A 22,581-nucleotide genomic window follows, 5' to 3' on the forward strand; every position below is an offset into this window, starting at 1 on the left:
AACTCAAAACTTTAATGGCCATCCCGCTGCTGCTGGCGGCGGCCGTCCTGTCCGCGTGGGCGGTCTATTCCGTACCGCCGCCCGTCGTGGACCGGATGCTGGAGGCGGATCTGCGCAAACAGTCCGACACCTGGCGGCGGGCCGTCTTGCTGCATCTGTCCAGCAGCGAGGATGCCTTTGTTCTGGGCGACCTGAACATGCATGACGAGGAATATCTGAGTCTGTTGCCGCAAACCTCGGACGTTTACCGGCTGAAGCTGTTTCAGGCGGATGGCACCATCTTCTGGTCCACGCGGCTAGAAAACATCGGCGAGCGTAACAATAAGCCCTATTTCCGGACAGTCGTTGCCGAGGGCCTGACCTACTACAAGCACGAAGCGATACCCGCTAACGAGGTGGACAGATTGAGGGTAGCGGTCAAGGCCGACGGTTCCATCCCGCTGCGCGAAGTGGCCGAAGTCTACACCCCCATCATGCATGACGGTTATTTCGTCGGTGCGATTGAGTTTTATTCGGACATAACCGATGTTCGGAACACTTTCATAACTCGGGTCCGCATTTCGCTGGCTCTGATCTCGGTAGTGATGATTTCAGCAATGACCATTGTCATGGTTGTGATTATGCGGACCAACCGCCGCAGCCTGCGCCAAGTTGAGGAGCGTTCGGCCAAGGACCAGGAGATCATGGCGACCCAGCTGCAGCTGGCGCGGGAGGTAAAGCTGTTGGGCGAACTGAATGAATGGCTGCAGTCGTGCCGCTCTCTGGATGAGTTGTTTAACATGGTTTCGGAGTTCATGAGTCACCTGCTGCCGGATTCGGAGGGCAGCATCTATGTCTTCTCCAATTCACGCGACGTGCTGGACGGCTGGGCCAGCTGGAACGGCGGCAGCCACAAAGATCATATCCAGCCGGGCGAGTGCTGGGGGCTGCGCCGCGGCCGCACCTATGAATTCGGCGCCTCGGAAGTGGAATTCACCTGCGAGCATGCGGAACCGCATGACGGGCGGCCCTATTTCTGCTTTCCGATCCTGGCGCATGGCGAAACCGTGGGACTGATGCACCTGCGGGCGCGGCCCAGCCGGGCCGGGGATTTTTCCGCCTGCAAAAAGCTGGCGCAGATGTGCGCCGAGCAGATCAGCATGGCGATTGCCAACGTGAAGATGCGCGACCAGCTGCATGACCAGTCAGTGCGCGATCCGCTGACAGGACTGTTCAACCGCCGCCACATGACTGATTCCCTGCGGAAATTCGTGGCGGCCAGCCAAAACAGCGGAGCACCGCTGAGCGTGGTGTCGATCGACGTCGATCATTTCAAGAAATTCAACGACAACCACGGCCATGATGCCGGCGACATGGTGCTGCGTGCGGTTGGCACCGCGCTGGAACAGGCCTGCGACGGCGACGAGGTGGCCTGCCGCCCTGGCGGCGAAGAGTTCGCGCTGCTGCTGCCAAGGGTTGCCCCCCATGATGCCATCACCAAGGCGGAATTGCTCCGCCAAACAGTCGAAGACATCGTTGTGCGTTACGGCGAAAAGGCACTGCCGCGGATTACCATCTCGCTGGGGATTGCCCATTACCCGATGCACGGCACCCTGCCGCAGGAACTGCTGCGGGCTTCGGACGAGGCGCTTTACGAGGCTAAGGCGAAGGGCCGCAATCAGCTGTGCATAGCAGCAGGCAACAGTGCTTTGCCGCGTGATCCTGCTGCGCAGCCGGAACAGTCCAGCCCTGAGGCGAAGCCTGCGGACAGCAATGCCCCCCGTCAGGAAGACAAGCTGGCCGCTGAGGAAGCCAGAAAAAAAGGCGCCGCCTAAAAGGACGGGACGCGGAAGCTGCATTATGTGCTTGCGCTTTTGCTTGCACATCTGCGGCCTGCGCGTACCAATGCCTGCATGGATCTGCATCAGACATATCCGGGCCTGGAGGACCTGAAACACCGCGCCCGGCGGCGGCTGCCCAAGTTTGTGTGGGAGTATCTGGACAGCGGCACCGGCTCGGAGGCAGCCAAGGCGCAAAACCGTGCCGGTCTGGACCGGATCGGCATGCTGCCCTCGGTGCTGCACGGGCCGCTGGAGACGGAGCTGAGCGTTGAACTGCTTGGCACCACGCACGCCTTCCCGTTCGGGGTCGCTCCTGTCGGCATGTCGGGGCTGATCTGGCCGGATGCTGAGGGCATCCTGGCCCGCAGCGCCAGAACGGCTGGCATTCCCTATTGCCTGTCCACCGTGGCCAGCCGGTCGCCTGAGGATCTGGCCCCGCATCTGGGGGCAAATGCCTGGTTCCAGCTTTATCCGCCCAAGGATGAGGGCATCCGCGCCGACCTGCTGAAGCGGGCGAAGGACGCCGGGTTCCGCACCCTGGTCCTGACAGTGGATGTGCCGGTGGCGTCGCGCCGGGAACGGCAGACGCGCTCTGGCCTGACACAGCCGCCGCGGCTGACACCCCGCCTGTTGGCGCAAATCGCCATGCGCCCTGCCTGGGCGCTGGGAATGGCGCAGCAGGGGATGCCGCATATGCGGACCCTGGACAAATACATCAGCGGCGACCAGGCCAACCTGCCGCCAACGGCGCATATAGGGTACCTGCTGCGCACCTCGCCCGACTGGAATTATGTGCATTGGCTGCGGCGCAACTGGGACGGGCCCTTGATCATAAAGGGTGTGCAGCGGGCCGCGGATGCGCAGCGGCTGCAGGAGGCAGGCGCGGATGCAATCTGGCTGTCCAACCACGGCGGCCGCCAGTTCGACGGCTGCCCGCCAGCCATCAGCCTGCTGCCGGAAGTGCGGGATGCGGTGAGCGTGCCGGTGATCTTTGACAGCGGCATCGGGGGCGGGCTGGACATTCTGCGGGCGCTGGCACTGGGGGCGGACTTCATCATGCTGGGGCGCGCCTTTCACTATGCGCTGGCCGCCCTGGGAGAGGCCGGACCGGCGCATTTGATCAGCATCCTCGCCAAGGATCTGGAGGCCAACATGGGCCAGCTGGGCCTGCCCGGCCTGGCCGAAGCGCGCGGTTTGCAAATCCGTCACCTGGGCTGATTGCGCGCCCTGCCAGCGCTTTTTGCGCCAATTCGGATGAATTGCGCCAAAATGACGCACACGCAGCGTCACTTTGCGCTGCACCGCAACAAAGAAAGTTACAAAACTATGCTGCATGTGCAGAATTTCTGCAGAATCTGCAAATGTTAGCGCCAAGCAATGCGGTAAGTTGCAAAGTCAGCACCCCCAAAAAACGCGGCCAGAAAGGAAAGGACAAGCCGCTTGAGAGCGCAATCATGCCGGAAATACCCAGAACTACTGTTGTGCGGTTCGATAATATCCGCCTAACACTGCACCAACTTGCACGGACCCCGAGGGTGACATGACCGACTTCAAAAAAATCCTGATTGCCAACCGTGGCGAGATCGCGATCCGCGTGATGCGCGCCGCCAACGAGATGGGCAAGCGCACCGTCGCCGTCTATGCCGAGGAAGATAAGCTCGGCCTGCACCGGTTCAAGGCGGATGAAGCCTACCGGATCGGCGAAGGCATGGGGCCGGTTGCGGCCTACCTGTCGATCGACGAGATCATCCGCGTCGCCAAGGAAAGCGGCGCCGATGCGATCCACCCCGGCTATGGCCTGTTGTCCGAAAACCCGGATTTCGTCGATGCCTGTGCCCGCAACGGCATCACCTTCATCGGCCCCAAAGCCGAAACCATGCGCGCGCTGGGTGACAAGGCCTCTGCCCGTAAGGTGGCCATTGCGGCCGGCGTGCCGGTCATTCCGGCAACCGAAGTGCTGGGCAACGACATGGACGCGATCCGCAAGGAAGCGGCCGAGATCGGCTACCCCTTGATGCTGAAAGCCTCCTGGGGCGGCGGCGGCCGCGGCATGCGTCCGATCCACGCCGAGAAGGAGCTGGAAGAGAAAGTGCTGGAAGGCCGCCGCGAGGCGGAAGCCGCATTCGGCAACGGCGAGGGCTATCTGGAAAAGATGATCACCCGCGCCCGCCACGTCGAGGTTCAGATCCTGGGCGACAAGCACGGTGAGATCTACCACCTGTATGAGCGCGACTGCTCGGTGCAGCGCCGCAACCAGAAAGTGGTTGAGCGCGCCCCTGCCCCGTATCTGAGCGAAGAACAGCGCGCCGAGCTGTGCGACCTGGGCCGCAAGATCTGCCAGCATGTGAACTATGAATGCGCGGGCACCGTCGAATTCCTGATGGATATGAACGACGGCAAGTTCTACTTCATCGAAGTGAACCCGCGGGTGCAGGTGGAGCATACCGTGACCGAGGAGGTCACCGGCATCGACATCGTGCAGGCGCAGATCCTGATTGCGGAAGGCAAGACCATTGCCGAAGCCACCGGCAAGGCCAGCCAGGGCGACATCCGACTGAACGGCCACGCGCTGCAGACCCGGGTGACCACCGAAGATCCGCTGAACAATTTCATCCCGGACTACGGCCGCATCACCGCCTACCGCTCCGCCACCGGCATGGGCATCCGCCTGGACGGCGGCACCGCATATGCGGGCGGCGTGATCACCCGCTATTACGACTCGCTGCTGACCAAGGTGACCGCCTGGGCGCCGACCCCGGAAAAGGCGATTGCCCGCATGGACCGCGCGCTTCGTGAATTCCGGGTCCGCGGTGTTTCCACCAACATCGCCTTTGTCGAAAACCTGCTGAAGCACCCGACCTTCCTGTCGAATGAATACACCACCAAGTTCATCGACGAGACCCCGGACCTGTTCCAGTTCAAGAAGCGCCGCGACCGCGGCACCAAGGTGCTGACCTATATCGCGGACATCACCGTGAACGGCCACCCGGAGACTGAAGGCCGCGCGGCCCCCGCCGCCGACCTGAAGGAGCCGCGCGCGCCGAAGGCGGACGTGGGCAACCTGCCCTATGGCACCCGCAATCTGCTGGAGGAAAAGGGCGCACAGGCGGTGGCGAACTGGATGAAGGCGCAGCCGCAACTGCTGCTGACCGACACCACCATGCGCGACGGCCACCAGTCGCTGCTGGCGACCCGGATGCGCTCAATCGACATGATCAAGGCGGCACCTGCCTATGCACAGAACCTGAGCCAGCTGTTCTCGGTTGAATGCTGGGGGGGGGCGACCTTTGACGTGGCCTACCGCTTTTTGCAGGAATGCCCGTGGCAGCGCCTGCGTGACCTGCGCGAGCGGATGCCGAACCTGATGACCCAGATGCTGCTGCGCGCCTCCAACGGCGTCGGCTACACCAACTATCCAGACAATGTGGTGCAGGAGTTCGTGCGTCAGGCGGCAGCCACCGGTGTCGACGTGTTCCGCGTCTTCGACTCGCTGAATTGGGTTGAGAACATGCGCGTTGCGATGGACGCAGTGGTCGAAAGCGGCAAGGTCTGCGAAGGCACCATCTGCTATACCGGCGATATCCTGGACCCGAACCGCGCCAAGTACGACCTCAAGTACTATGTCGGCATGGCCAAGGAGATGGAGGCGGCTGGCGCCCACATCCTGGGCCTGAAGGACATGGCAGGCCTGCTGAAACCCGCCGCAGCCCGCCAGCTGGTCAAGGCGCTGAAAGAAGAGGTCGGCCTGCCGGTCCACTTCCACACCCATGACACCTCCGGCGTGGCTGGTGCCACCATCCTGGCGGCGGCAGATGCCGGCGTCGATGCGGTGGATGCAGCCATGGACGCCTTCTCCGGCGGCACCTCGCAGCCCTGCCTGGGCTCCATCGTCGAGGCACTGCGCAACACCGACCGCGACACCGGCATCGACATTGCCAAGGTGCGCGAGATCTCCGGCTACTGGGAGCAGGTGCGGGCGCAGTATGCGGCATTTGAGTCGGGCCTCGCGGCGCCGGCCTCCGAGGTCTACCTGCACGAGATGCCGGGCGGCCAATTCACTAACCTGAAGGCGCAGGCACGCAGCCTGGGGCTGGAAGAGAAATGGGCTGACGTGGCGCAGACCTATGCCGACGTGAACCAGATGTTCGGCGACATTGTGAAGGTGACGCCCTCCTCCAAGGTGGTTGGCGACATGGCACTGATGATGGTCAGCCAGGGCCTGACCCGCGATGAGGTCGAGGATCCCAAGACCGACGTCGCCTTCCCCGACTCGGTCGTCGACATGATGCGCGGCAACCTGGGCCAGCCCCCGGGCGGCTTCCCGGAGGGCATCGTTGCCAAGGTTCTGAAAGGCGAAGCGCCCAACACCGAGCGTCCTGGCGCGCATCTGGAGCCGGTTGACCTGGAAGCGGTCCGCGCGGACCTGTCCCAGCAGCTGGAAGGCTTCAAGGTCGATGATGAGGACCTGAACGGCTACCTGATGTATCCCAAGGTGTTCCTGGATTACATGGGCCGCCACCGCCAGTACGGCCCGGTGCGTACCCTTCCGACCCGGACCTTCTTCTATGGCATGGAGCCGGGTGAAGAGATCACTGCTGAGATCGATCCCGGCAAGACCCTGGAAATCCGCCTGCAGGCGATTTCCGAGACCGACGAGAAGGGCGAAGTGAAGGTCTTCTTCGAACTGAACGGCCAGCCGCGGGTGATCCGGGTGCCGAACCGCCTGGTCAAGTCTTCGACCCAGGCCAACCCCAAGGCGGAAGCGGGCAACCCCAACCACGTTGGCGCGCCGATGCCGGGTGTTGTGGCGTCAGTCGCGGTGCAGGTGGGCCAGCAGGTGCATGAAGGCGACATGCTGCTGACCATCGAGGCGATGAAGATGGAAACCGGCATTCACGCTGAGCGCGACGCGGTGGTCAAGGCCGTGCACGTTCAGGCCGGCGGCCAGATCGACGCCAAGGATCTGCTGGTCGAACTGGATTAAGCCGTTCTGGCGAGGAGCACAGGAAGGGCGCCTTGCCGGCTGGCGGGCGCCCTTCTTCGCTGCCGCCAGCACCCGGAATTCGACGCGAATTCCGGCCCGATTTCCGGCACGGCAAACGGGTGGTGCACCAAGGGCATGGCGCCCGAAAATCCTCGCAGGATTTTTGGCCGTTTCCCGCGCCGGGAAACGGTTTCCTTCAACGTCAGGTGTTGAATACCGGGGTGGCCGGCAGGGACACCCTCTCAACCGACACCGGGCGGATCATCTCTATCGGGCCTGCCCAGCTGTCTGCTTGCGGTGCGCTGCTGTGCTCACCACTGTGCACCAGCAGCCCTAAGGTAATCGCAGCGCCCAGGCTGACGATCCGCAGATAGTCCTTGCACGGCATCGGCTCAGTCTCCCCTGAAGTTTCTCTTGCTTGAGGGTCATACGAGGCTCCTGCGCCGTTCCGTCGCTGCCAGTGCGGTTTTTTTCTCCTGCTGCCGATTTTCCTCTTGCAGCCTCGCCCTCAAGCCCCTATTTCACCGCTCACCGGATGGCAGCGCGGGCGTAGCTCAGGGGTAGAGCATTACCTTGCCAAGGTAAGGGTCGTGAGTTCGAATCTCATCGCCCGCTCCATCGGGAAAACGGACAGGCCGCCCTTCGGGGCGGCCTTTCGCTTTTCAGCATTTCCGCATAGTCTGGCCGGGTGCAGAAAACCTTGTGCGGAATCGCTTTACCGCATAGGAACAGAGCAAGAACGCGAACGGACAGGCAGAGCAGAATGCTGACATCGGTAGAACTATGCGCAGGTGCGGGCGGCCAGGCCCTCGGGCTCGAGGCGGCGGGCTTTGACCACACGGCGCTGGTTGAGATCGACAAGCACTGCTGCGCCACCCTGCGCCACAACCGCCCGGCGTGGAACGTGCTGGAAGAGGACGTGCGCAAGTTCAAGGACGTCGCAAGCAACTACAAAGGCATCGACCTCTTGGCCGGCGGCCTGCCCTGCCCGCCGTTTTCGGTCGCGGGCAAGCAGCTGGGCGAGAAGGATGAGCGCAACCTGTTTGATGATGCAATTGAGATCGTCGATGCCACCCGCCCGCGCGCGGTGATGATCGAGAACGTGCGCGGCTTTCTGGATGCAGTATTTCATGACTACCGTGAAAAGCTGAAGAAACAGCTTTCGAAACTGGGCTATGAAACCGACTGGCGGCTGCTCAATGCCTCCGATTTCGGCGTCCCGCAGCTGCGGCCGCGGGTGGCGATTGTCGCCCTGCGCAAGGAGTTTGCCGGCCAGTTCAACTGGCCCGAGCCGCTGCCGCACAACCCGCCGACCGTCGGTGCAACCCTGGTCGACCTGATGAAGGAACGCGGCTGGCGCGGGGCAGATGACTGGGCTGCCAAAGCGGATGAGATCGCGCCGACCATCGTCGGCGGCTCAAAGAAACACGGGGGTCCCGATCTGGGCCCCACCCGCGCGCGGCGCGCCTGGGCGGCTTTGGGCGTTGAGGGCCGCACGATTGCGAACGAGGCGCCGGATCCGTTTCACAACGACATGCCGCGCCTGACGGTGCGGATGGTCGCGCGCATCCAGGGCTTCCCCGATGCCTGGCACTTCACCGGTGCCAAGACCAATGCCTACCGCCAGGTCGGCAACGCCTTCCCGCCGCCGGTGGCAGAGGCAGTGGCGCGGGAGCTGAAGGCGGCGATTGCCAAACCAAAGCTGCATGCAGTGCGGGCCTAACCCCGCGCCCGCTGCCTTGCCGGCCGCCGGGCGGCTTTTGCCATGAAACAGAAGATTCCCAACAGCCTGGTTGATTTCGACCACCAGGATTTCAACGTCCTGCTCCACCTTGAGATGGAGATCACCCAGCGCGCCGGCGGGCTGCTGGCGCTCGAGCATGGCGTGGCCTTCATGCTGCGCGACTGCATCGACGATGTGATCATGACACCCAAGACCGGGCGGCGGTCTTACGAAGAACTGGAGAAAACCGAAAAGACCTATATCGGCACCCGGGTGGAGATTGAGCTGCGGGCCCTGCTGGGCCTGCGGAAGGGACGGCTGGACACCGTGATTTTGGGCCATGACGTGGACATCAAGCACACCATGGGCAGCAACTGGATGATTCCGACCGAAGCTGTGGGCAGCGCTTGCCTGCTGGTGGCCGCAGATGAGGCGCGGGCGCGCTGTTACCTTGGGCTGATCGTGGCCCGGCCCGAATACCTGACTGCAGGTCAGAACAAGGATGCCAAGCGCAGTATTTCCGCTGAAGGTTTCAAACACATTCAATGGCTGCTGAAGGACCACCCCTACCCGGCCAACTTCTGGCGCACTGCGGATGCGGATGCCGTCCAGGATATATTTGACTGCGACACGGGCAACGCCCGCATGGCCACACTGTTCCGGCTCATGCAGCGCCGCCCGATTCCCCGCGCCGCGGTGGAGGCGGTGGCGCAGCAAAAGGATTTCATGCGCCGCATCCGTGCTGACGGCGGCCATGGCACCCGCGACATTCTGGGGCGTGAGCAGATCGTGGTGCTGGAGGGACGCAAGGACGCCCAGCTGATCAAAGCGCTGGAGCTGCCGCCCTGTGCGGCCAGCGAGTTCATTTCCTGCCGGATTGAAACGGAGTACCATGCCCGCATGGCCGGACAATCAGGGCATCCAATCGCGTGGCCGACAAGCTGACACCAGAGCGGCGCAGCGCCAATATGGCAAAAATCCGCGCCAAGAACACCAAGCCGGAAATGCTGGTGCGGCGGATGGTGCATGGGATGGGGTTCCGCTACCGGCTGCACCGCAAGGACCTGCCGGGCAAGCCGGACCTGGTGTTCGGCCCGCGCCGCAAGGTGATCTTCATGCATGGCTGCTTCTGGCATCTGCACAGCTGCCGCGACGGGCGCATTCCCGCCTCGCGCCGCGACTACTGGGAGCCGAAGCTGCTGCGCAATGCCGAACGCGACGCGGAACAACTGGCAGCCCTGCAGGCGGCGGGGTGGCAGGTACTGACCATCTGGGAATGCGAGACCAAGGATCTTGCCGCCTTGGAAGAGCGCCTCGCAGACTTCCTTGAAACGACAGAATAATGCTTATCCACAGTCACTTGCGAGGTTCCGAAAATTTCCTCTTGCGGCCCGTTTGGGAAAACCCTAAACACCGCCTCACTGAATGGCAGCGCGGGCGTAGCTCAGGGGTAGAGCATTACCTTGCCAAGGTAAGGGTCGTGAGTTCGAATCTCATCGCCCGCTCCATTCGAAAGCGGAACAGGCCGCCCTTCGGGGCGGCCTTTCGCTTTTCCGCACCGCAGCACCGGCGGCATTTTCTTCACCATCCTGTCATTTTCCGCTTGCGGTGCAGCCGCGGATTTCCTATTCACCGCGTCACCGGATGGCAGCGCGGGCGTAGCTCAGGGGTAGAGCATTACCTTGCCAAGGTAAGGGTCGTGAGTTCGAATCTCATCGCCCGCTCCATCGGGAACCGAAAAGGCCGCTCAGCTGAGCGGCCTTTCGCTTTTTCAGGGCTACACGCATAATTTGATCAAATTCCTTTTGACCTGCAGCGCAAAGCCGGCCAATGCTACGGGCAAAAGGCGCCCCTTGGGTCATTTGAGGGGCGGTTCGTGCAAGGAGTTTGGCAATGGCCCCAGTCATCTATCCCACCACCAATTTCACCGCGACCGAACAGCTGTGCCTGGACCGCGGCGAAGGCATCTACGTCTATGACACGGACGGCAACAAATACATCGAAGGGCTGGCAGGCCTGTGGTGCACCTCGCTGGGCTACAGCAACACCGAGGTGATGGACGCAATCACCGAGCAGCTGCACAAACTGCCGTTCACCCACACCTTCGGCGGCAAAACCCACAAGCCGATCATGGAGCTGGCCGAGAAGCTGAAGGCGATGGTGCCGGTGGAAGATGCCTATATCTTTTTCGGCAACTCCGGCTCGGATGCCAATGACACGCACTACAAGATGCTGCGCTATTATTTCAACGCCATCGGCAAGCCGGAGAAACGCAAGATCATCACCCGCGAGCGCGGCTATCACGGGGTGACGGTGGCGGCTGGCTCGCTGACCTCCCTGCCCGCGAACCTGGCGCATTTCGACGCGCCGCTGGAGGCGCTGTCGATCCTGCGTTCGGACGCGCCGCATTATTACACCGGCCGCCAGGGCAATGAGACCGAAGAACAGTTTGTCGACCGGATCATCAACAACCTGGAACAGCAGATCCTGGCCGAGGACCCCGACACCATCGCCGCGATGATCGTGGAGCCGATTACCGGAGCGTCGGGCGTGATCGTGCCGCCGGAAGGGTATTATGAGAAACTGCAGGCGCTGTTGCGCAAACATGGCATCCTGGTCTGGGCCGATGAGGTGATCTGCGGCTTCGGGCGCACCGGGGCGGATTTTGGCTGCACCACCATGGGCATCAAGCCGGACCTGATGACCTTTGCCAAACAATTGTCCTCTGCCTATTTCCCGATCTCCGCCTCCGTCATTCCGGGATACATGTATGAGGCGATGATCGCGCAGACCAATGAGGTTGGCGTCTTTGGTCACGGCTACACCTACTCCGGCCACCCGGCGGCCTGTGCCGCGGCCCTGAAAACGCTGGAGATCTATGAGCGCGACAACCTGTTTGAACACGCGGCAGAGGTCGGCGCCTATATGCAGGCGCAACTGCGGGAGATCTTCACCGATCACCCGCTGGTCGGCGAAGTGCGCGGCAAAGGCCTGATCGCGGCGCTGGAGCTGGTGTCGAACAAGACCACCGGCGCGAGCTTTGCCAAAGGCGCGGCGGGCGCGGCGGCTCAGAAAGCCTGCCAGGAGAACGGCCTGATCCTGCGCGCGGTGGCAGGCAATGCGCTGGCGCTGTGCCCGCCGATCATCATAACCAAAGCCGAAGTGGACGACATGCTGGCGCGGCTGAAGACCGCGGTTGATACGGCCTATGCAGAGCTGAAGGAACAGGGGCTGATCGCCGCCTGACTGAGCAGCGGCCGATAATCTGAAAACGCCCCGCATTGCGGGGCGTTTTTGCATTCCAGGGGTTTGCTGCCGGATGTCTCAGAACACCTTATAGGTCATCGTGGTCAGCGACCGCTCAATCCCTTCGATCTGCAACAGCTGGTCGTTGATGTATTTGCCGACATCTTCGCCTGCCGGGATGTAGAGCTTCATCAGCAGGTCGAAATTGCCGCTGGTGGAGTAAAGCTCGGAGTGGATTTCGCGCAGGGCAATCTCCTCAGCCACCTTGTAGGTGGTGCCGGGTTTGCAGCGGATCTGGACAAAGACGCAGGTGGACATGGGTGCCCCTTTTGAATGGCCGGTTGTTTGCATCCAAGCTCGCACGCGCTGCTGCCGGACGCAAGAGACCGGGATTGCTGCAACAGATTGCCGCCATTGCACAATGGCACACTTGAGCCGCGGCCCCTGCCCGCCTTATAAGCGCGTGCAGCATGACGAAGGATGAGCCGCTGATGCGTACCGCCAAAGTGACCCGCAAGACCGCGGAAACCGATATCTCTGTCGAGATCAACCTCGACGGCACCGGGGTTTATGACAACCAGACCGGGGTCGGCTTTTTCGACCACATGCTGGACCAGCTGGCGCGCCATTCACTGATCGACATGACCATCCGCGCCAAGGGTGATTACCACATCGACGACCACCACACGGTGGAGGACACCGGCATTGCGCTGGGTCAGGCGATGGTGCAGGCGCTGGGAGACAAGAAGGGCATCCGCCGTTACGGCGAGTGCCACCTGCCGATGGATGACGCTTTGGTGCGCTGCGCGCTGGACCTGTCGGCCCGCCCCTTCCTGATCTGGAATGTGGAGCTGCCGACCCAGAAGATCGGCACCTTTGATACTGAATTGGTGCGCGAGTTCTTCCAGGCGCTCAGCACTCACGGCGGCATCACTCTGCATATCGACCAGCTGCACGGGTTCAACAGCCACCACATTGCCGAGGCGGCGTTCAAGGCAGTGGCCCGCGCGCTGCGGCTGGCGGTAGAGACCGATCCTCGCAAGGCGGATGCGATTCCGTCCACCAAGGGTGCACTCTGAGATGCTGACCGCGATTATCGACTACGAATCCGGCAACCTGCACTCCGCCGAAAAAGCGTTTCAGCGCATGGCGCGGGAGATGGACGCGGGCGAGGTCGTGGTGACCTCTGACGCCGATGTTGTTGCGCGGGCCGACCGGCTGGTGCTGCCAGGCGATGGTGCTTTCCCGGCTTGTGCGGCAGAGCTGCGCGGCCACAAGGGCATCTATGACGCAATGGTCGAAGCGGTGGAGCAGAAGGGCCGCCCGTTTCTGGGCATCTGCGTCGGCATGCAGCTGATGGCGACCACCGGGCATGAATATGAAGAGACACCGGGCCTGGGATGGGTTGGCGGCGACGTGGTGAAGATCGCACCTGCGGACCCGGCCCTGAAGGTGCCGCATATGGGCTGGAACGATCTGGTGATCGACCATGCGCACCCGGTGTTTGACGGCATCCGGAGCGGCGATCACGTGTATTTCGTGCATTCCTACCATTTCCGCGCGGCCAGCCCGGCTGAGCGGCTGGCGCATGTGGATTATGCCGGTGACGTGACCGCTGTTATCGGGCGGGACACAATGGTGGGCATGCAGTTCCACCCGGAGAAAAGCCAGGCCACGGGCTTGCGGATGATCGGCAACTTCCTGACCTGGAAACCCTGAAGGGACGGCGCTAACGCGCCGTGGCCTCCGGCGGGAGTATTTTCGGAAAGATGAAAGCCGGGACTTTCAGGCGGCAGCGGTGCGCAAAGAAACCGGCGCTACGCCATAAACCTTGCGGAAAGCGCGGGTAAAACCTTCGGGGCTGGTATAGGCATAGCGGCGCGCGACGGCCTCCACCCGGTCGCCGCGCACAAGATCCTGATGCGCCAGGATCAGCCGCCAGCGGCGCAGGTAGCCGATCGGGGTTTCTCCGACTTCGGCGGCAAAGACTTCCGCGAAGCGCGACAGTGACAATCCCGCCTCTTGCGCCAGGTCGGCATTGGTCCAGAGGCGGCCCGGATGATCATGCATCGCCACGATGGCGCGGCTGAGGCGCGGATCGGCGAGGCCTGCCAGCAGCCCCGGCTCTGTCGCGCCTTTCTGGATCTGGCTGCGCAGCAGGCGCACGATCAGTACCTCGCCCAACCGGTTGATCACCGATTGCGCGCCGCAATGACGGCCCTCCGCCTCATCCCGCATCAGCCTGATCAGCCCCTGCGCCTCGGCATTGCTGGAAACGTCATACTCCACCATCGGCGGCAAGGCGGCCAAAAACGGATTGCTTTGCCCCGACCATTCCACCCGCGCCGCCCACATGACCGCACCCAAAGCGGGGTCCGCCAGCGGGCCGCGGGTGCAATAGAGGATCTGCACTGGCTTTCCTGCCGCATCAGCCAAGGCAATCAGGTTGGCCCGGGCAGGGGGAGCGGCCTGCACGGCGAGCTGGAAGCGGTCCATCAATGTGGTGAGGCGGTCCATGTTTTCGGTGTTTTCATCAGGTTTTTCGGATTTATACGACAATGAACTGCGCGATACATTCAGGCAAGCACCACCACTCACACACTCCAAACCACCACTCACGAGGACAATTCACATGCTGATCCCCCGCCAGAAGACCCCGGACCTGACCCTGCCGACGCTGGACCACGGCCAGTTCGACCTGTCCTCGGAAACGTCCGAGCGCGGCACCGTGATCTGCTTTTACCGCGGCCTGCACTGCCCGATCTGCGCGACCTACCTGAAGGACTTTGAAAAGAAGGTACCGGCCTTTGCCGAGCGCGGCGTCAACTGCATCGCCATCAGCACCGACGGCGAGGAGCGCACCCGTGCGATGGCCGACAAAATTGAAGCCAAGGAGCTGCGGTTCGGCTATGATCTGCCGCTGTCTGCCGCCAAGGAATGGGGGCTTTATATCTCAACTTCGCGCGGCAAGACCTCGATCGGGATCGAGGAACCAGAGCTGTTTGCCGAACCCGGTCTTTTCATGGTGACACCGGAGCAGACTCTCTATTACGGGTCTGTGCAAACGATGCCGTTTGTGCGCCCGCACTTTGCGGAACTGGTGGCGGCGCTGGATTTCGCGATCCCCAACAACTACCCGGCGCGCGGTGAATACACCGGTGAGGTGTAAGCGCCGCAGCTGCCGCCGGGGCCGGTACAATTCACCGGTTTGAGCAATAGACAAGAGGTCCGCTTCGAGGCATACGGGGCGGACCTTTTGTCACTTCGGCAGCCTCTCCCTTGCACATCCGTTTTGAGAAATACGACCACGCTGAAGGCAAGCACCGCTATTGCCTGCTGAGCCTGACGCCGACCCTGTTCGGCGACTGGTGTGTTGAGCGTGTGTCCGGGCCGCTGAACGCGCCGGGCGGCGCGCAGAAGCGGACCTATTTCGCGGGCCACGCCGAAGCGCTGGCGATTTTCGAGGGGTTCCGGGACCGGCAGCTGAAGCGCGGCTATGCGCCGATCCCGGTGCAGCTGGGGCTGCTGTAGGAGCAGCCCCGAAGCGTTACTGGACGCGGGTCCAGGTTTGCTTGGAGCAGATCAGCCCGCCCGCGACGCAGCCGCGCAAAGCCAGAGAGCTGCCTGCCAGATCCATCTTGCCGATGTAGATCTTGTCATTCGACGGGCGCCAGACCTTGCCCTCGTAAGATCCGTCGCCGTTCGGCACCATGTCGATCACCAGCGTCTTGCCAATATTCGGGGACTTGTACTCGCCTTCGCTGTTGAAGGTACGGGCAATCTTGCCGCAGACCGCAGCGCCGCATTTCGCCATCTGGATATGGGCATAGGAGCCGTCATCAGCTTGCGTTTTCCAGACACCCAGCACCGGATCCGCCGCCGCGGCGCCTGCCAGCCCGACGGCTACGGCCATGCCTGCCAGTAGATGTTTCATTCCATTTCCTCCCTGTTTTTCAGGCAGCCTGTCCCTGATGCGGTCTTTGAGGCAAGGTTGACTTCGGGTCGCGTTGCAATCTGCCCTTACGTTGTGCAAAACACCGCCAGCTTGATTTCACGAAGGACCGCCCGGATGATCCTCTACCCCGCGATTGACCTAAAAGACGGCCAGGCCGTGCGCCTGCTGCATGGCGAAATGGACAAGACCACCGTGTTCAACGACAACCCCGCCGCGCAGGCGCTGGAGTTTGTCGAGGCCGGCTGCGAGTGGCTGCATCTGGTGGACCTCAACGGCGCCTTTGTCGGCGAGCCGGTGAATGCGGCGCCGGTGGAGGAGATCCTCAAGCAGACCAAGGTGCCCGCGCAGCTGGGCGGCGGCATCCGCGACATGGCAACCATCGAACGCTGGATCAGCAAAGGCCTGGCGCGGGTCATCCTGGGCACTGTGGCGGTGGAGAACCCGGAACTCGTGCGCGAGGCGGCGCGGGAATTCCCCGGCAAGGTCGCGGTCGGCATCGACGCCCGCAACGGCAAGGTCGCAACCAAGGGCTGGGCCGAGGAAACCGACGTGATGGTGACCGATCTGGCCAAGTCGTTTGAAGACGCAGGCGTTGCCGCGATCATCTATACCGATATCCTGCGAGATGGCGCGATGAAGGGTCCGAATGTGGAGGCCACCGCTGATCTGGCCAATGCAGTCAGCATCCCGGTTATTGCTTCCGGCGGTGTCTCCTCGCTGGACGACCTCAGGACGCTGAAATCCTGCGGCGCGCCGCTTAATGGTGCGATTTCGGGCCGCGCTCTCTATGATGGGGCCATTGACCTGAAAGAGGCGCTGGCGGTTCTGAAAGCCTGACGCCGTCCCGGCAAAGGGAAACCTCATGCGCCTTGTCCGCCGTATCCTGGCCATCCTGACCATCGGGCCGATTGTCCTGTGGCTTCTGTGCATAGCCTTTGTGATGCTGCTGGGGTTCGGCTTTGATTGCGAAATCCACGAGGGGTTTGCCAACCCCTGCGTGGTGCTGGGCCAGGACCTGGGCGAGACGGCCTATACCATGGGGGTCCTTGCAGCCTGGGGGCCACTGATCTTCGGCCCGGTCTCCATGGGGGCCGGGCTGCTGTGGGGGCTGGCCATTGCGCTGTCGCGCTATCTGGACGCGCGGCGCTGAGCCTACTCGGCTGCTTTTGCAGTCAGCTTGCCCAAGGCGCCCTGCATCTTGGCGATGAACGCCGCATCGGCGGGGATATCAAGGCCCGAAAGCATTTCAGCCGGGTCCTGATAGGTCAGCCAGACATGCCCGTCGGCGTCCTCATAAGCCAGCACCTTCAGCGGCAGATAGAGCCCTGCCCGCATATCCGCCTGTATCGCCGGAGTGCCGAGCTTTGGGTTGCCGAAAATCAGAAGCTGCGATCCCGCCAACTTCATTCCTGCCTTCTCTGCGCCGCCTGCATGGTCAACACGGGCAAAGACAGTGGCGCCCGCGCCCTCCACTGCCGCCTGCAGCGCATCCATGGTTTCGGCCACGGGTTTCTGGCTTGGCACAGTCACCAGCTCCGCGGCAGCGGGCAATGCAGAGGCGAGCGCCAAGGCGCCTGCGAGGGAAAGAGATTTTTTCATAACGGAAACTCCGGAAATCAGGGACATTTGCACATCATCGGGGCTGTCATCCCGCAGGGGCAATTCACTTCTGCGAGACCGCCCGGTTCCGGCGGTTCCGTGCGGACCGCGCAAGGGGTCCGGACCAAAACGCGCATATCCCTCCATATCTGTTGCGCTTGCCTTTTGGTTTGCGTACCCACGGGGCAAGCAGCTTGAAAGGCACGATCCATGCTGAAAACCCGCATCATTCCCTGTCTGGACGTCGCTGACGGGCGCGTGGTCAAGGGCGTCAACTTTGTCGGCCTGCGCGATGCGGGCGATCCGGTGGAATGCGCCAAGGCCTATGATGCGGCGGGCGCGGATGAGATCTGCTTTCTCGATATTCACGCAACCCATGAAAACCGGGGCACCATGTTCGACATGGTGCAGCGTACTGCAGAGCAGTGTTTTGTCCCGCTGACCGTGGGCGGCGGGGTGCGGACCAAGGAAGATGTGCGCGCGCTGCTGCTGGCGGGCGCTGACAAGGTCTCCTTCAACTCTGCTGCTGTCGCCAACCCGGATGTGATTGCCGAGGCCGCGGATCAGTTCGGCAGCCAGTGCATCGTCTGCGCCATCGACGCCAAGACCGTGGAGCCAGGCCGCTGGGAGATTTTCACCCACGGCGGGCGCAAGCCAACCGGCATTGATGCGGTGGAGTTTGCACGGACCGTGACAGCCAAGGGCGCCGGGGAAATCCTGCTGACCTCGATGGACCGGGACGGCACCAAATCCGGCTTCAACCTGCCGCTGACCAAAGCAATTTCCGATGCGGTGGACGTGCCGGTGATTGCCTCAGGCGGCGTCGGTAATCTGGATCACCTGGTGGAAGGCGTGACCAAGGGCGGCGCAAGCGCGGTGCTTGCGGCCTCGATCTTCCACTTCGGCGAATACACCATCCAGGAAGCCAAGGAACACATGGCCGCCGCCGGCATCCCGATGCGGCTGAACTGAAGGGATATGTGATGAGTCTGCTGCACGATCTCGAAGCCACCATCGCCGCACGCAAGGGCGCCGATGCAGAGACCAGCTGGACCGCCAAGCTGCTGGCCAAGGGTCCGGAGAAATGCGCCGAGAAATTCGGTGAGGAAGCCATTGAGGCGATCATCGAAGCGGTGAAGGATGACAAGGCAGGGCTCGCCTCCGAAGGGGCCGATGTTCTCTATCATTTCCTGGTGATGCTGGCCGCCCGCGATGTGGCGCTGGACGATGTGCTGCAGGTGCTGGCAGAACGCCAGGGCCTCAGCGGCATTGCCGAGAAGGCCAGCCGCCCCAAGGGCTGATCCACAGTCAGGGCCGGCCGTCCGGCCGCGGGTCAAGGGAGGCGCAGCCTCCGCGCACCAGCGCGGCGTGCCCTTGACGCCCACTCTGAAACACACTCGGCAAGGCCCTTGAGGGCACTCCTGCCCCTCAAGGGCTTCTCAGCAAAAAAATCTGCGCCGTGCAACGGCGCCCTGCCCAACCGTGGAAGCCGTCCGGCAGGACGGCGGGAACGGGCGGGAGCACCCTGCCCGGCTACAGGCGTCACAGTTTCGAGGAAATGATCCCGGTGGCAAAGCCGCCCATACGCAACTCGCCGAACAGGCGCTGGTATTCGATCTTGGGGCAGCGGTTCTGGATCACGGTCACCCCGCGCGCCTCGGCCTTGGCGGCCGCCTCGGCGTGCTCCACTCCGATCTGCATCCAGATGGTCTGCAGCTTCGGGAACGCCTCCAGTGCCTCATCAACGACCGGCGGCACCGCTTCGGAGCGGCGGAAGATGTCGACCATATCCACCGGCAGATCAATTTCCGAGAGACTCGCCCGCACTGTTTCACCAAACAGCATCTTGCCGGCATGGCCCGGGTTCACCGGAATCACCCTATAGCCCTTCAGGCCCAGGTAGCGCGCCACATAGTAGCTGGGGCGCACCGGGTTCATCGATACGCCTACCACCGCCACCGTCTTGGCGCGCTGCAGGACCTTCTTCAGATGCTCGTCGCTGTAATCAGTCATGCGGGAACCCTAGCGGCGGCGCTGGCGGCCGCATAGGCGGAAACGCCGCCTGGATACAAAAATGCGCCCGGACGAACCGGGCGCAAGGTATGGAACGAGGGACAGTGAAAAAGATCTGCGGTGGTTCCACTCCGCAGTCTGTATTGTATATGGGTCACGGTTCGGAAAATAAAAGCACCCATCACACATTTGTGAGATGACAGGCTATTTTCTGAGGACTGCCGGCCAATGAATCCTGCCCGAGGCAATCATATGCGCCGTGTCAGCCTGCCACAGCACATGCACACGCCTGTTATTCAACAGAAAAAGCTCTCCGTCGACAATTGCCCACAGTTCCGGATTGCCTTCGTGCAACCGACCCATTGACATGGCATAGGCGCAGTAGCCCCCGAAAGCAGGCGCATAGGCCCGCGGGTTGGCTTCGAATTGCGCCCGATTGCGGGCTGAGGAAAAGCGCCAGACAACACCCTTCCACATGACGGCATGGACAGGCTGCCCCTCCTCGGCGGATCCATGTTCAAAAAACGCAATCGCATCATATCCGCCGATGGCGACCCCGGAACGCGAGGAGTACACGGCCGGATCTGCCCTTGCCGCATCCGGCAGGGACAGGATGAGCACCGCGGCAGCCATCAGAACCAGACGCAGGATCACATTGCACTCCATTCACTGCATGTATCAGGCCTGCGACTCTGCCGTACCGCCATGGCGTTGCAAAGACAGCTTACGCAGATGTGAACAGGGCGTGACGACACCTGCCTCAGCGGGCAATGGACGCATAAAGGGCAATCGCCGCTGCATTGGACACGTTGAGTGACCCGAATCCGCCTGCCGCGCCGATCTTGACGAGCCCGTCCACGGTTTCCTTGGTCTTTTGGCGCAGGCCCGGTCCTTCGGCACCCAAAACCAGCGCTACCGGCAGATGCTGTTTGGCCGACAGCGCCGATTCGATGGTCTGTTCCGCTTCGCCGTCGAGGCCCAGCACGATAAAGCCCATCCCTTGCAACTCTGTGATGGTGTCGGCGAGATTGCGCATCCGCAGGTAGGGCTGACGCTCCAGCGCACCGCTTGCGGTCTTGGCCAATGCCCCGGTTTCCGGTGCCGAGTGGTGGCGGGTGCCGATCACGGCACTGGCCCCCAGCACCTCGGCCGAGCGCAGGATAGCGCCAACGTTATGCGGGTCAGTGACGCGGTCGAGAAGCAGCACCCGCGGTGCCTCTGCCCCGATGCAGTTTTCAGCCAGCCCGCCCCAGTTCAGCGGCTTCACTTCCAGCGCCGCCCCTTGGTGCACCGACTGCGGGTCGATCGGCGGATTGAACTTTCGCGGGTCGATGACTTCGGCCTCGACGCCGGAAGCTTCGATCGCATCTGCCAGCTTCGCCTGCGCGTTCATGGTCACCATCAAGCGCAGTTTTTCACGCTTGGGATTGAGCAGTGCATCGCGCACCGCATGCAGCCCGAATAGCCATACGGTTTCGGCAGCAGCAGCCCGTTTGGCCTGCTCTTTTTCGACGACCCACTTGGGTTTCTTGGACATCTTGCTCTCCGGCAGAAAGAATTTGCGAGGCGCACGAAAAACTTGCGTTTTTCCGGTTGACGCCCCTTTGGCCTGCTTGTAATCACGCCTCCACATCAGGTGCAACATGCAACTGACAGTGGGCGACAGGCCGCAAGGTGTGGCAGGGGACTGTAACTCCCTCGCGGAGACGCACGCCTGGTTCGATTCCAGGGTCGCCCACCATCTTCTCTCTTTTTTCAGATCAGACGATGGTGGTTCAGCAGCAGGCTGGACAGGTCACGCGCTGCCCCGCGCAGCAAAAAGCCCGCGCGAACTTTGCAGGCTTCTCCACTGTTTCCAAACGGTAAAGTTTGCTCAGGCAGTCGCAGCCACAGCCTGTTCCGCCCATTCAACCAACGCCTCCAGATCCGGACCTGCGGCCACCGCCATGCCATCTGAAAACGCCTGGAATGGTTCCACATTCATCTTGTTGACGCCGGAAATGACTGGGATACCCAAGGCCAGCGCCTCACCGATAATGGGGCGCATGCCGCGCCCGTCAGCCTCGTGCTTGCCGAATTTGTTGACGATCATCAGCTGCGGCGCCGGGTCCGTATGAAGCGTGGCAGAGACCTGACCGACCGCCTGCTCCAGTGCCTCCGGGTTCAGGCGGCAGCCGCGGGCGCCGGCGCCCAGGGATTGCGAAATGCGGATGGTCTCGCCCGCGGGCAGAACCCGCACGTCCATGTCGCACAGCTCCTTGTCATAGCATTCCACATTGGTCTGCACGATGCCGGCCAAGCGGATCCCCTTGGCCTCCAGTTTTTCAGCCAATTCGCTTAGCAAACGGTCCGTGGCACCGCGTTCTTCGGTCATCACATAGGCCAGGTGCATTGGTCGTTCTCTCCAGTCTGGTGTCGTTTCATAGGTGGTCATACGGCGCCCTTGGTCAACCCCTACCAGGGCAGCGGGCTGTAGCCGATGACAGGGGCATGCAGCAGCAAAAGCGCCAGGAACACCGCCCCCGCCAGCGCGGCCTCGCCGCCCGAGGGCCGCAGCCGGCCAAGGTTCAGCCGCGCGGTATTGCGGCTGAGGCGGCGCCATTCCCCCTGCCCCATCTGGCGCTGCTTGCGCTTGTCGATCAGCGCCATGCCCATCCAGGCAAAGCCCGCAAAGAGGCCGAACAGAATAACATACGCCAGATCGCCGTTTGCCAGCAGATGCGCCCCGGCCCAGAGCGCCATCGCCGCCAGCAGCGGATGGCGGCTGACTGCCAGGATGCCGGGATCCGCCGGATCAAAGGGCTTGATACCAAGCCCTCCAAAGCTGAACGGATTCTGCCGCATCATGCCGCCCACTGCCAGCAGGCAGGCCAGCGGCATCACCAGCAGCGGCACCCAGCGGAAGCCCTCCCAATAGGGCAGCACGCCGACATAGGGCGCCCGCGCGGCGGCCACGACCAGCCAGGCGAGGATCATCAGCGACAGCACACTGTAGGCAATGAAATAGCCGCGCAGACCCAGACGGCTGACCAGCCAGGGCCGCACCGGCGGGCGCACGGGGATCGCGTGGCTAGCCAGGAACAGCATCAGCGCAGCGGTGAATTCAAGCCAGCCCATCGGGGTCTCTCCGGGTATTGATCAGTCTTAATTGCAGCTATAGGCGGACGGGCAGGCTTTAACGTTGCCCCAGATCAAAAAGGGCGCCGCTGGGGCGCCTTTTTCTGTGTTATGCCAGAAGTGT

The 22,581-nt window shown here is 62.5% G+C and carries 25 protein-coding genes and 4 tRNA genes; 19 read left to right on the forward strand and 10 right to left on the reverse strand.

The genetic code is table 11. The features are described from left to right. Nucleotides 1-14 precede the first annotated feature (14 nt). From N6L27_RS04830 to N6L27_RS04840, 3 genes are all read left to right on the forward strand, one after another. Nucleotides 15-1,814: a sensor domain-containing diguanylate cyclase gene (locus N6L27_RS04830; RefSeq protein ID WP_271905978.1), complete on the forward strand. Its 1,800-nt coding sequence runs from the start codon at nucleotides 15-17 to the stop codon at nucleotides 1,812-1,814. Nucleotides 1,815-1,892: 78 nt separating this feature from the next. Further along, a complete protein-coding gene (locus tag N6L27_RS04835) occupies nucleotides 1,893-3,038 on the forward strand; it encodes an alpha-hydroxy acid oxidase (RefSeq protein WP_271905979.1) in 1,146 nt (381 codons plus the stop codon). Between the two features lie 322 nt (nucleotides 3,039-3,360). Beyond that, nucleotides 3,361-6,804 carry a pyruvate carboxylase gene (locus N6L27_RS04840; protein WP_271905980.1) on the forward strand — a complete coding sequence of 1,148 codons (3,444 nt, stop codon included), beginning with the start codon at nucleotides 3,361-3,363 and terminating at the stop codon, nucleotides 6,802-6,804. Nucleotides 6,805-7,006: 202 nt separating this feature from the next. Here N6L27_RS04840 and N6L27_RS04845 read toward each other — a convergent pair whose 3' ends face one another. After that, nucleotides 7,007-7,192: a hypothetical protein gene (locus N6L27_RS04845; RefSeq protein ID WP_271905981.1), complete on the reverse strand. Its 186-nt coding sequence runs from the start codon at nucleotides 7,190-7,192 to the stop codon at nucleotides 7,007-7,009. A 155-nt stretch (nucleotides 7,193-7,347) separates the two neighbouring features. Here N6L27_RS04845 and N6L27_RS04850 point away from each other — a divergent pair. The 7 genes from N6L27_RS04850 to N6L27_RS04880 all read left to right on the forward strand — a co-directional run bounded on the left by N6L27_RS04850 (nucleotide 7,348) and on the right by N6L27_RS04880 (nucleotide 11,773). Next, nucleotides 7,348-7,422, forward strand: a tRNA-Gly gene (locus N6L27_RS04850). A gap of 145 nt (nucleotides 7,423-7,567) precedes the next feature. After that, complete coding sequence (locus tag N6L27_RS04855; protein WP_271905982.1) at nucleotides 7,568-8,527, forward strand: DNA cytosine methyltransferase; 960 nt, start codon at nucleotides 7,568-7,570, stop codon at nucleotides 8,525-8,527. A gap of 42 nt (nucleotides 8,528-8,569) precedes the next feature. Continuing rightward, entirely contained in the window at nucleotides 8,570-9,472 is a 903-nt protein-coding gene (locus N6L27_RS04860; RefSeq protein WP_271905983.1) for a NaeI family type II restriction endonuclease, read from the forward strand. Beyond that, nucleotides 9,457-9,870 (forward strand): very short patch repair endonuclease, encoded by a 414-nt coding sequence (locus N6L27_RS04865; protein WP_271905984.1) that lies wholly within the window; start codon nucleotides 9,457-9,459, stop codon nucleotides 9,868-9,870. Before N6L27_RS04860 ends, N6L27_RS04865 begins: the two co-directional genes overlap by 16 nt. 90 nt (nucleotides 9,871-9,960) lie before the next feature. Beyond that, a tRNA-Gly gene (locus N6L27_RS04870) sits at nucleotides 9,961-10,035 on the forward strand. Nucleotides 10,036-10,179: 144 nt separating this feature from the next. Continuing rightward, nucleotides 10,180-10,254 (forward strand) — tRNA-Gly (locus N6L27_RS04875). A gap of 166 nt (nucleotides 10,255-10,420) precedes the next feature. Next, on the forward strand, nucleotides 10,421-11,773 hold the full coding sequence (locus N6L27_RS04880; RefSeq protein ID WP_271905985.1) for an aminotransferase: 1,353 nt from the start codon (nucleotides 10,421-10,423) through the stop codon (nucleotides 11,771-11,773). A gap of 78 nt (nucleotides 11,774-11,851) precedes the next feature. On the opposite strand, the gene N6L27_RS04885 is transcribed toward N6L27_RS04880, so the two are convergent. Continuing rightward, nucleotides 11,852-12,091, reverse strand: a complete 240-nt coding sequence (locus N6L27_RS04885) for an Lrp/AsnC ligand binding domain-containing protein (RefSeq protein WP_271905986.1) — start codon at nucleotides 12,089-12,091, stop codon at nucleotides 11,852-11,854. A gap of 173 nt (nucleotides 12,092-12,264) precedes the next feature. Here N6L27_RS04885 and hisB point away from each other — a divergent pair, with 173 nt between their 5' ends. Both hisB and hisH read left to right on the forward strand, forming a co-directional pair. Further along, the gene (gene hisB, locus N6L27_RS04890; protein WP_271905987.1) at nucleotides 12,265-12,852 is read left to right on the forward strand and encodes an imidazoleglycerol-phosphate dehydratase HisB; all 588 of its coding nucleotides are present in this window, start codon (nucleotides 12,265-12,267) and stop codon (nucleotides 12,850-12,852) included. 1 nt (nucleotide 12,853) lies between these two features. After that, nucleotides 12,854-13,492, forward strand: a complete 639-nt coding sequence (gene hisH, locus N6L27_RS04895) for an imidazole glycerol phosphate synthase subunit HisH (protein ID WP_271905989.1) — start codon at nucleotides 12,854-12,856, stop codon at nucleotides 13,490-13,492. Between the two features lie 66 nt (nucleotides 13,493-13,558). Here the strand turns inward: hisH and N6L27_RS04900 are convergent, their stop codons facing one another. Continuing rightward, nucleotides 13,559-14,290, reverse strand: coding sequence for an AraC family transcriptional regulator (locus N6L27_RS04900; RefSeq protein ID WP_271906255.1), 732 nt, complete (start codon nucleotides 14,288-14,290; stop codon nucleotides 13,559-13,561). A gap of 115 nt (nucleotides 14,291-14,405) precedes the next feature. Here N6L27_RS04900 and N6L27_RS04905 point away from each other — a divergent pair, with 115 nt between their 5' ends. Both N6L27_RS04905 and N6L27_RS04910 read left to right on the forward strand, forming a co-directional pair. Then, on the forward strand, nucleotides 14,406-14,942 hold the full coding sequence (locus N6L27_RS04905) for a peroxiredoxin-like family protein (protein WP_271905990.1): 537 nt from the start codon (nucleotides 14,406-14,408) through the stop codon (nucleotides 14,940-14,942). Between the two features lie 110 nt (nucleotides 14,943-15,052). Beyond that, the gene (locus N6L27_RS04910) at nucleotides 15,053-15,304 is read left to right on the forward strand and encodes a WGR domain-containing protein (RefSeq protein ID WP_259938399.1); all 252 of its coding nucleotides are present in this window, start codon (nucleotides 15,053-15,055) and stop codon (nucleotides 15,302-15,304) included. A 16-nt stretch (nucleotides 15,305-15,320) separates the two neighbouring features. Here N6L27_RS04910 and N6L27_RS04915 read toward each other — a convergent pair whose 3' ends face one another. Then, nucleotides 15,321-15,707, reverse strand: coding sequence for a DUF2147 domain-containing protein (locus N6L27_RS04915; RefSeq protein WP_271905993.1), 387 nt, complete (start codon nucleotides 15,705-15,707; stop codon nucleotides 15,321-15,323). Nucleotides 15,708-15,842: 135 nt separating this feature from the next. On the opposite strand from N6L27_RS04915, the gene hisA reads away from it, so the two are divergent. Beyond that, on the forward strand, nucleotides 15,843-16,565 hold the full coding sequence (gene hisA / locus N6L27_RS04920; RefSeq protein ID WP_271905995.1) for a 1-(5-phosphoribosyl)-5-[(5-phosphoribosylamino)methylideneamino]imidazole-4-carboxamide isomerase: 723 nt from the start codon (nucleotides 15,843-15,845) through the stop codon (nucleotides 16,563-16,565). A gap of 25 nt (nucleotides 16,566-16,590) precedes the next feature. Further along, the gene (locus N6L27_RS04925; protein ID WP_271905996.1) at nucleotides 16,591-16,878 is read left to right on the forward strand and encodes a hypothetical protein; all 288 of its coding nucleotides are present in this window, start codon (nucleotides 16,591-16,593) and stop codon (nucleotides 16,876-16,878) included. Between the two features lie 2 nt (nucleotides 16,879-16,880). Here the strand turns inward: N6L27_RS04925 and N6L27_RS04930 are convergent, their stop codons facing one another. Further along, nucleotides 16,881-17,327: a DUF302 domain-containing protein gene (locus tag N6L27_RS04930; protein ID WP_271905997.1), complete on the reverse strand. Its 447-nt coding sequence runs from the start codon at nucleotides 17,325-17,327 to the stop codon at nucleotides 16,881-16,883. Between the two features lie 210 nt (nucleotides 17,328-17,537). Between N6L27_RS04930 and hisF the strand changes: the two genes are divergently transcribed. Together hisF and N6L27_RS04940 are read left to right on the forward strand one after the other, a co-directional pair. After that, complete coding sequence (hisF, locus tag N6L27_RS04935; RefSeq protein WP_271905998.1) at nucleotides 17,538-18,299, forward strand: imidazole glycerol phosphate synthase subunit HisF; 762 nt, start codon at nucleotides 17,538-17,540, stop codon at nucleotides 18,297-18,299. An 11-nt stretch (nucleotides 18,300-18,310) separates the two neighbouring features. Beyond that, complete coding sequence (locus tag N6L27_RS04940) at nucleotides 18,311-18,628, forward strand: phosphoribosyl-ATP diphosphatase (RefSeq protein WP_271906000.1); 318 nt, start codon at nucleotides 18,311-18,313, stop codon at nucleotides 18,626-18,628. 241 nt (nucleotides 18,629-18,869) lie between these two features. On the opposite strand, the gene N6L27_RS04945 is transcribed toward N6L27_RS04940, so the two are convergent. From N6L27_RS04945 to rlmB, 3 genes are all read right to left on the reverse strand, one after another. Next, nucleotides 18,870-19,340, reverse strand: coding sequence for a CoA-binding protein (locus N6L27_RS04945; protein WP_271906001.1), 471 nt, complete (start codon nucleotides 19,338-19,340; stop codon nucleotides 18,870-18,872). 204 nt (nucleotides 19,341-19,544) lie between these two features. Continuing rightward, nucleotides 19,545-19,994 (reverse strand): YHS domain-containing (seleno)protein, encoded by a 450-nt coding sequence (locus N6L27_RS04950; protein ID WP_271906002.1) that lies wholly within the window; start codon nucleotides 19,992-19,994, stop codon nucleotides 19,545-19,547. A 106-nt stretch (nucleotides 19,995-20,100) separates the two neighbouring features. Beyond that, nucleotides 20,101-20,877 carry a 23S rRNA (guanosine(2251)-2'-O)-methyltransferase RlmB gene (gene rlmB / locus N6L27_RS04955; protein ID WP_271906003.1) on the reverse strand — a complete coding sequence of 259 codons (777 nt, stop codon included), beginning with the start codon at nucleotides 20,875-20,877 and terminating at the stop codon, nucleotides 20,101-20,103. 120 nt (nucleotides 20,878-20,997) lie between these two features. On the opposite strand from rlmB, the gene N6L27_RS04960 reads away from it, so the two are divergent. Continuing rightward, nucleotides 20,998-21,081, forward strand: a tRNA-Tyr gene (locus tag N6L27_RS04960). A gap of 132 nt (nucleotides 21,082-21,213) precedes the next feature. Here N6L27_RS04960 and N6L27_RS04965 read toward each other — a convergent pair. Together N6L27_RS04965 and N6L27_RS04970 are read right to left on the reverse strand one after the other, a co-directional pair. After that, complete coding sequence (locus N6L27_RS04965; RefSeq protein WP_271906256.1) at nucleotides 21,214-21,732, reverse strand: DUF2478 domain-containing protein; 519 nt, start codon at nucleotides 21,730-21,732, stop codon at nucleotides 21,214-21,216. Nucleotides 21,733-21,794: 62 nt separating this feature from the next. Next, on the reverse strand, nucleotides 21,795-22,457 hold the full coding sequence (locus N6L27_RS04970; RefSeq protein ID WP_271906004.1) for an NnrU family protein: 663 nt from the start codon (nucleotides 22,455-22,457) through the stop codon (nucleotides 21,795-21,797). Nucleotides 22,458-22,581: the final 124 nt, after the last annotated feature.

This window comes from Leisingera sp. SS27 (assembly GCF_028368855.1).
Classification (GTDB): domain Bacteria; phylum Pseudomonadota; class Alphaproteobacteria; order Rhodobacterales; family Rhodobacteraceae; genus Leisingera.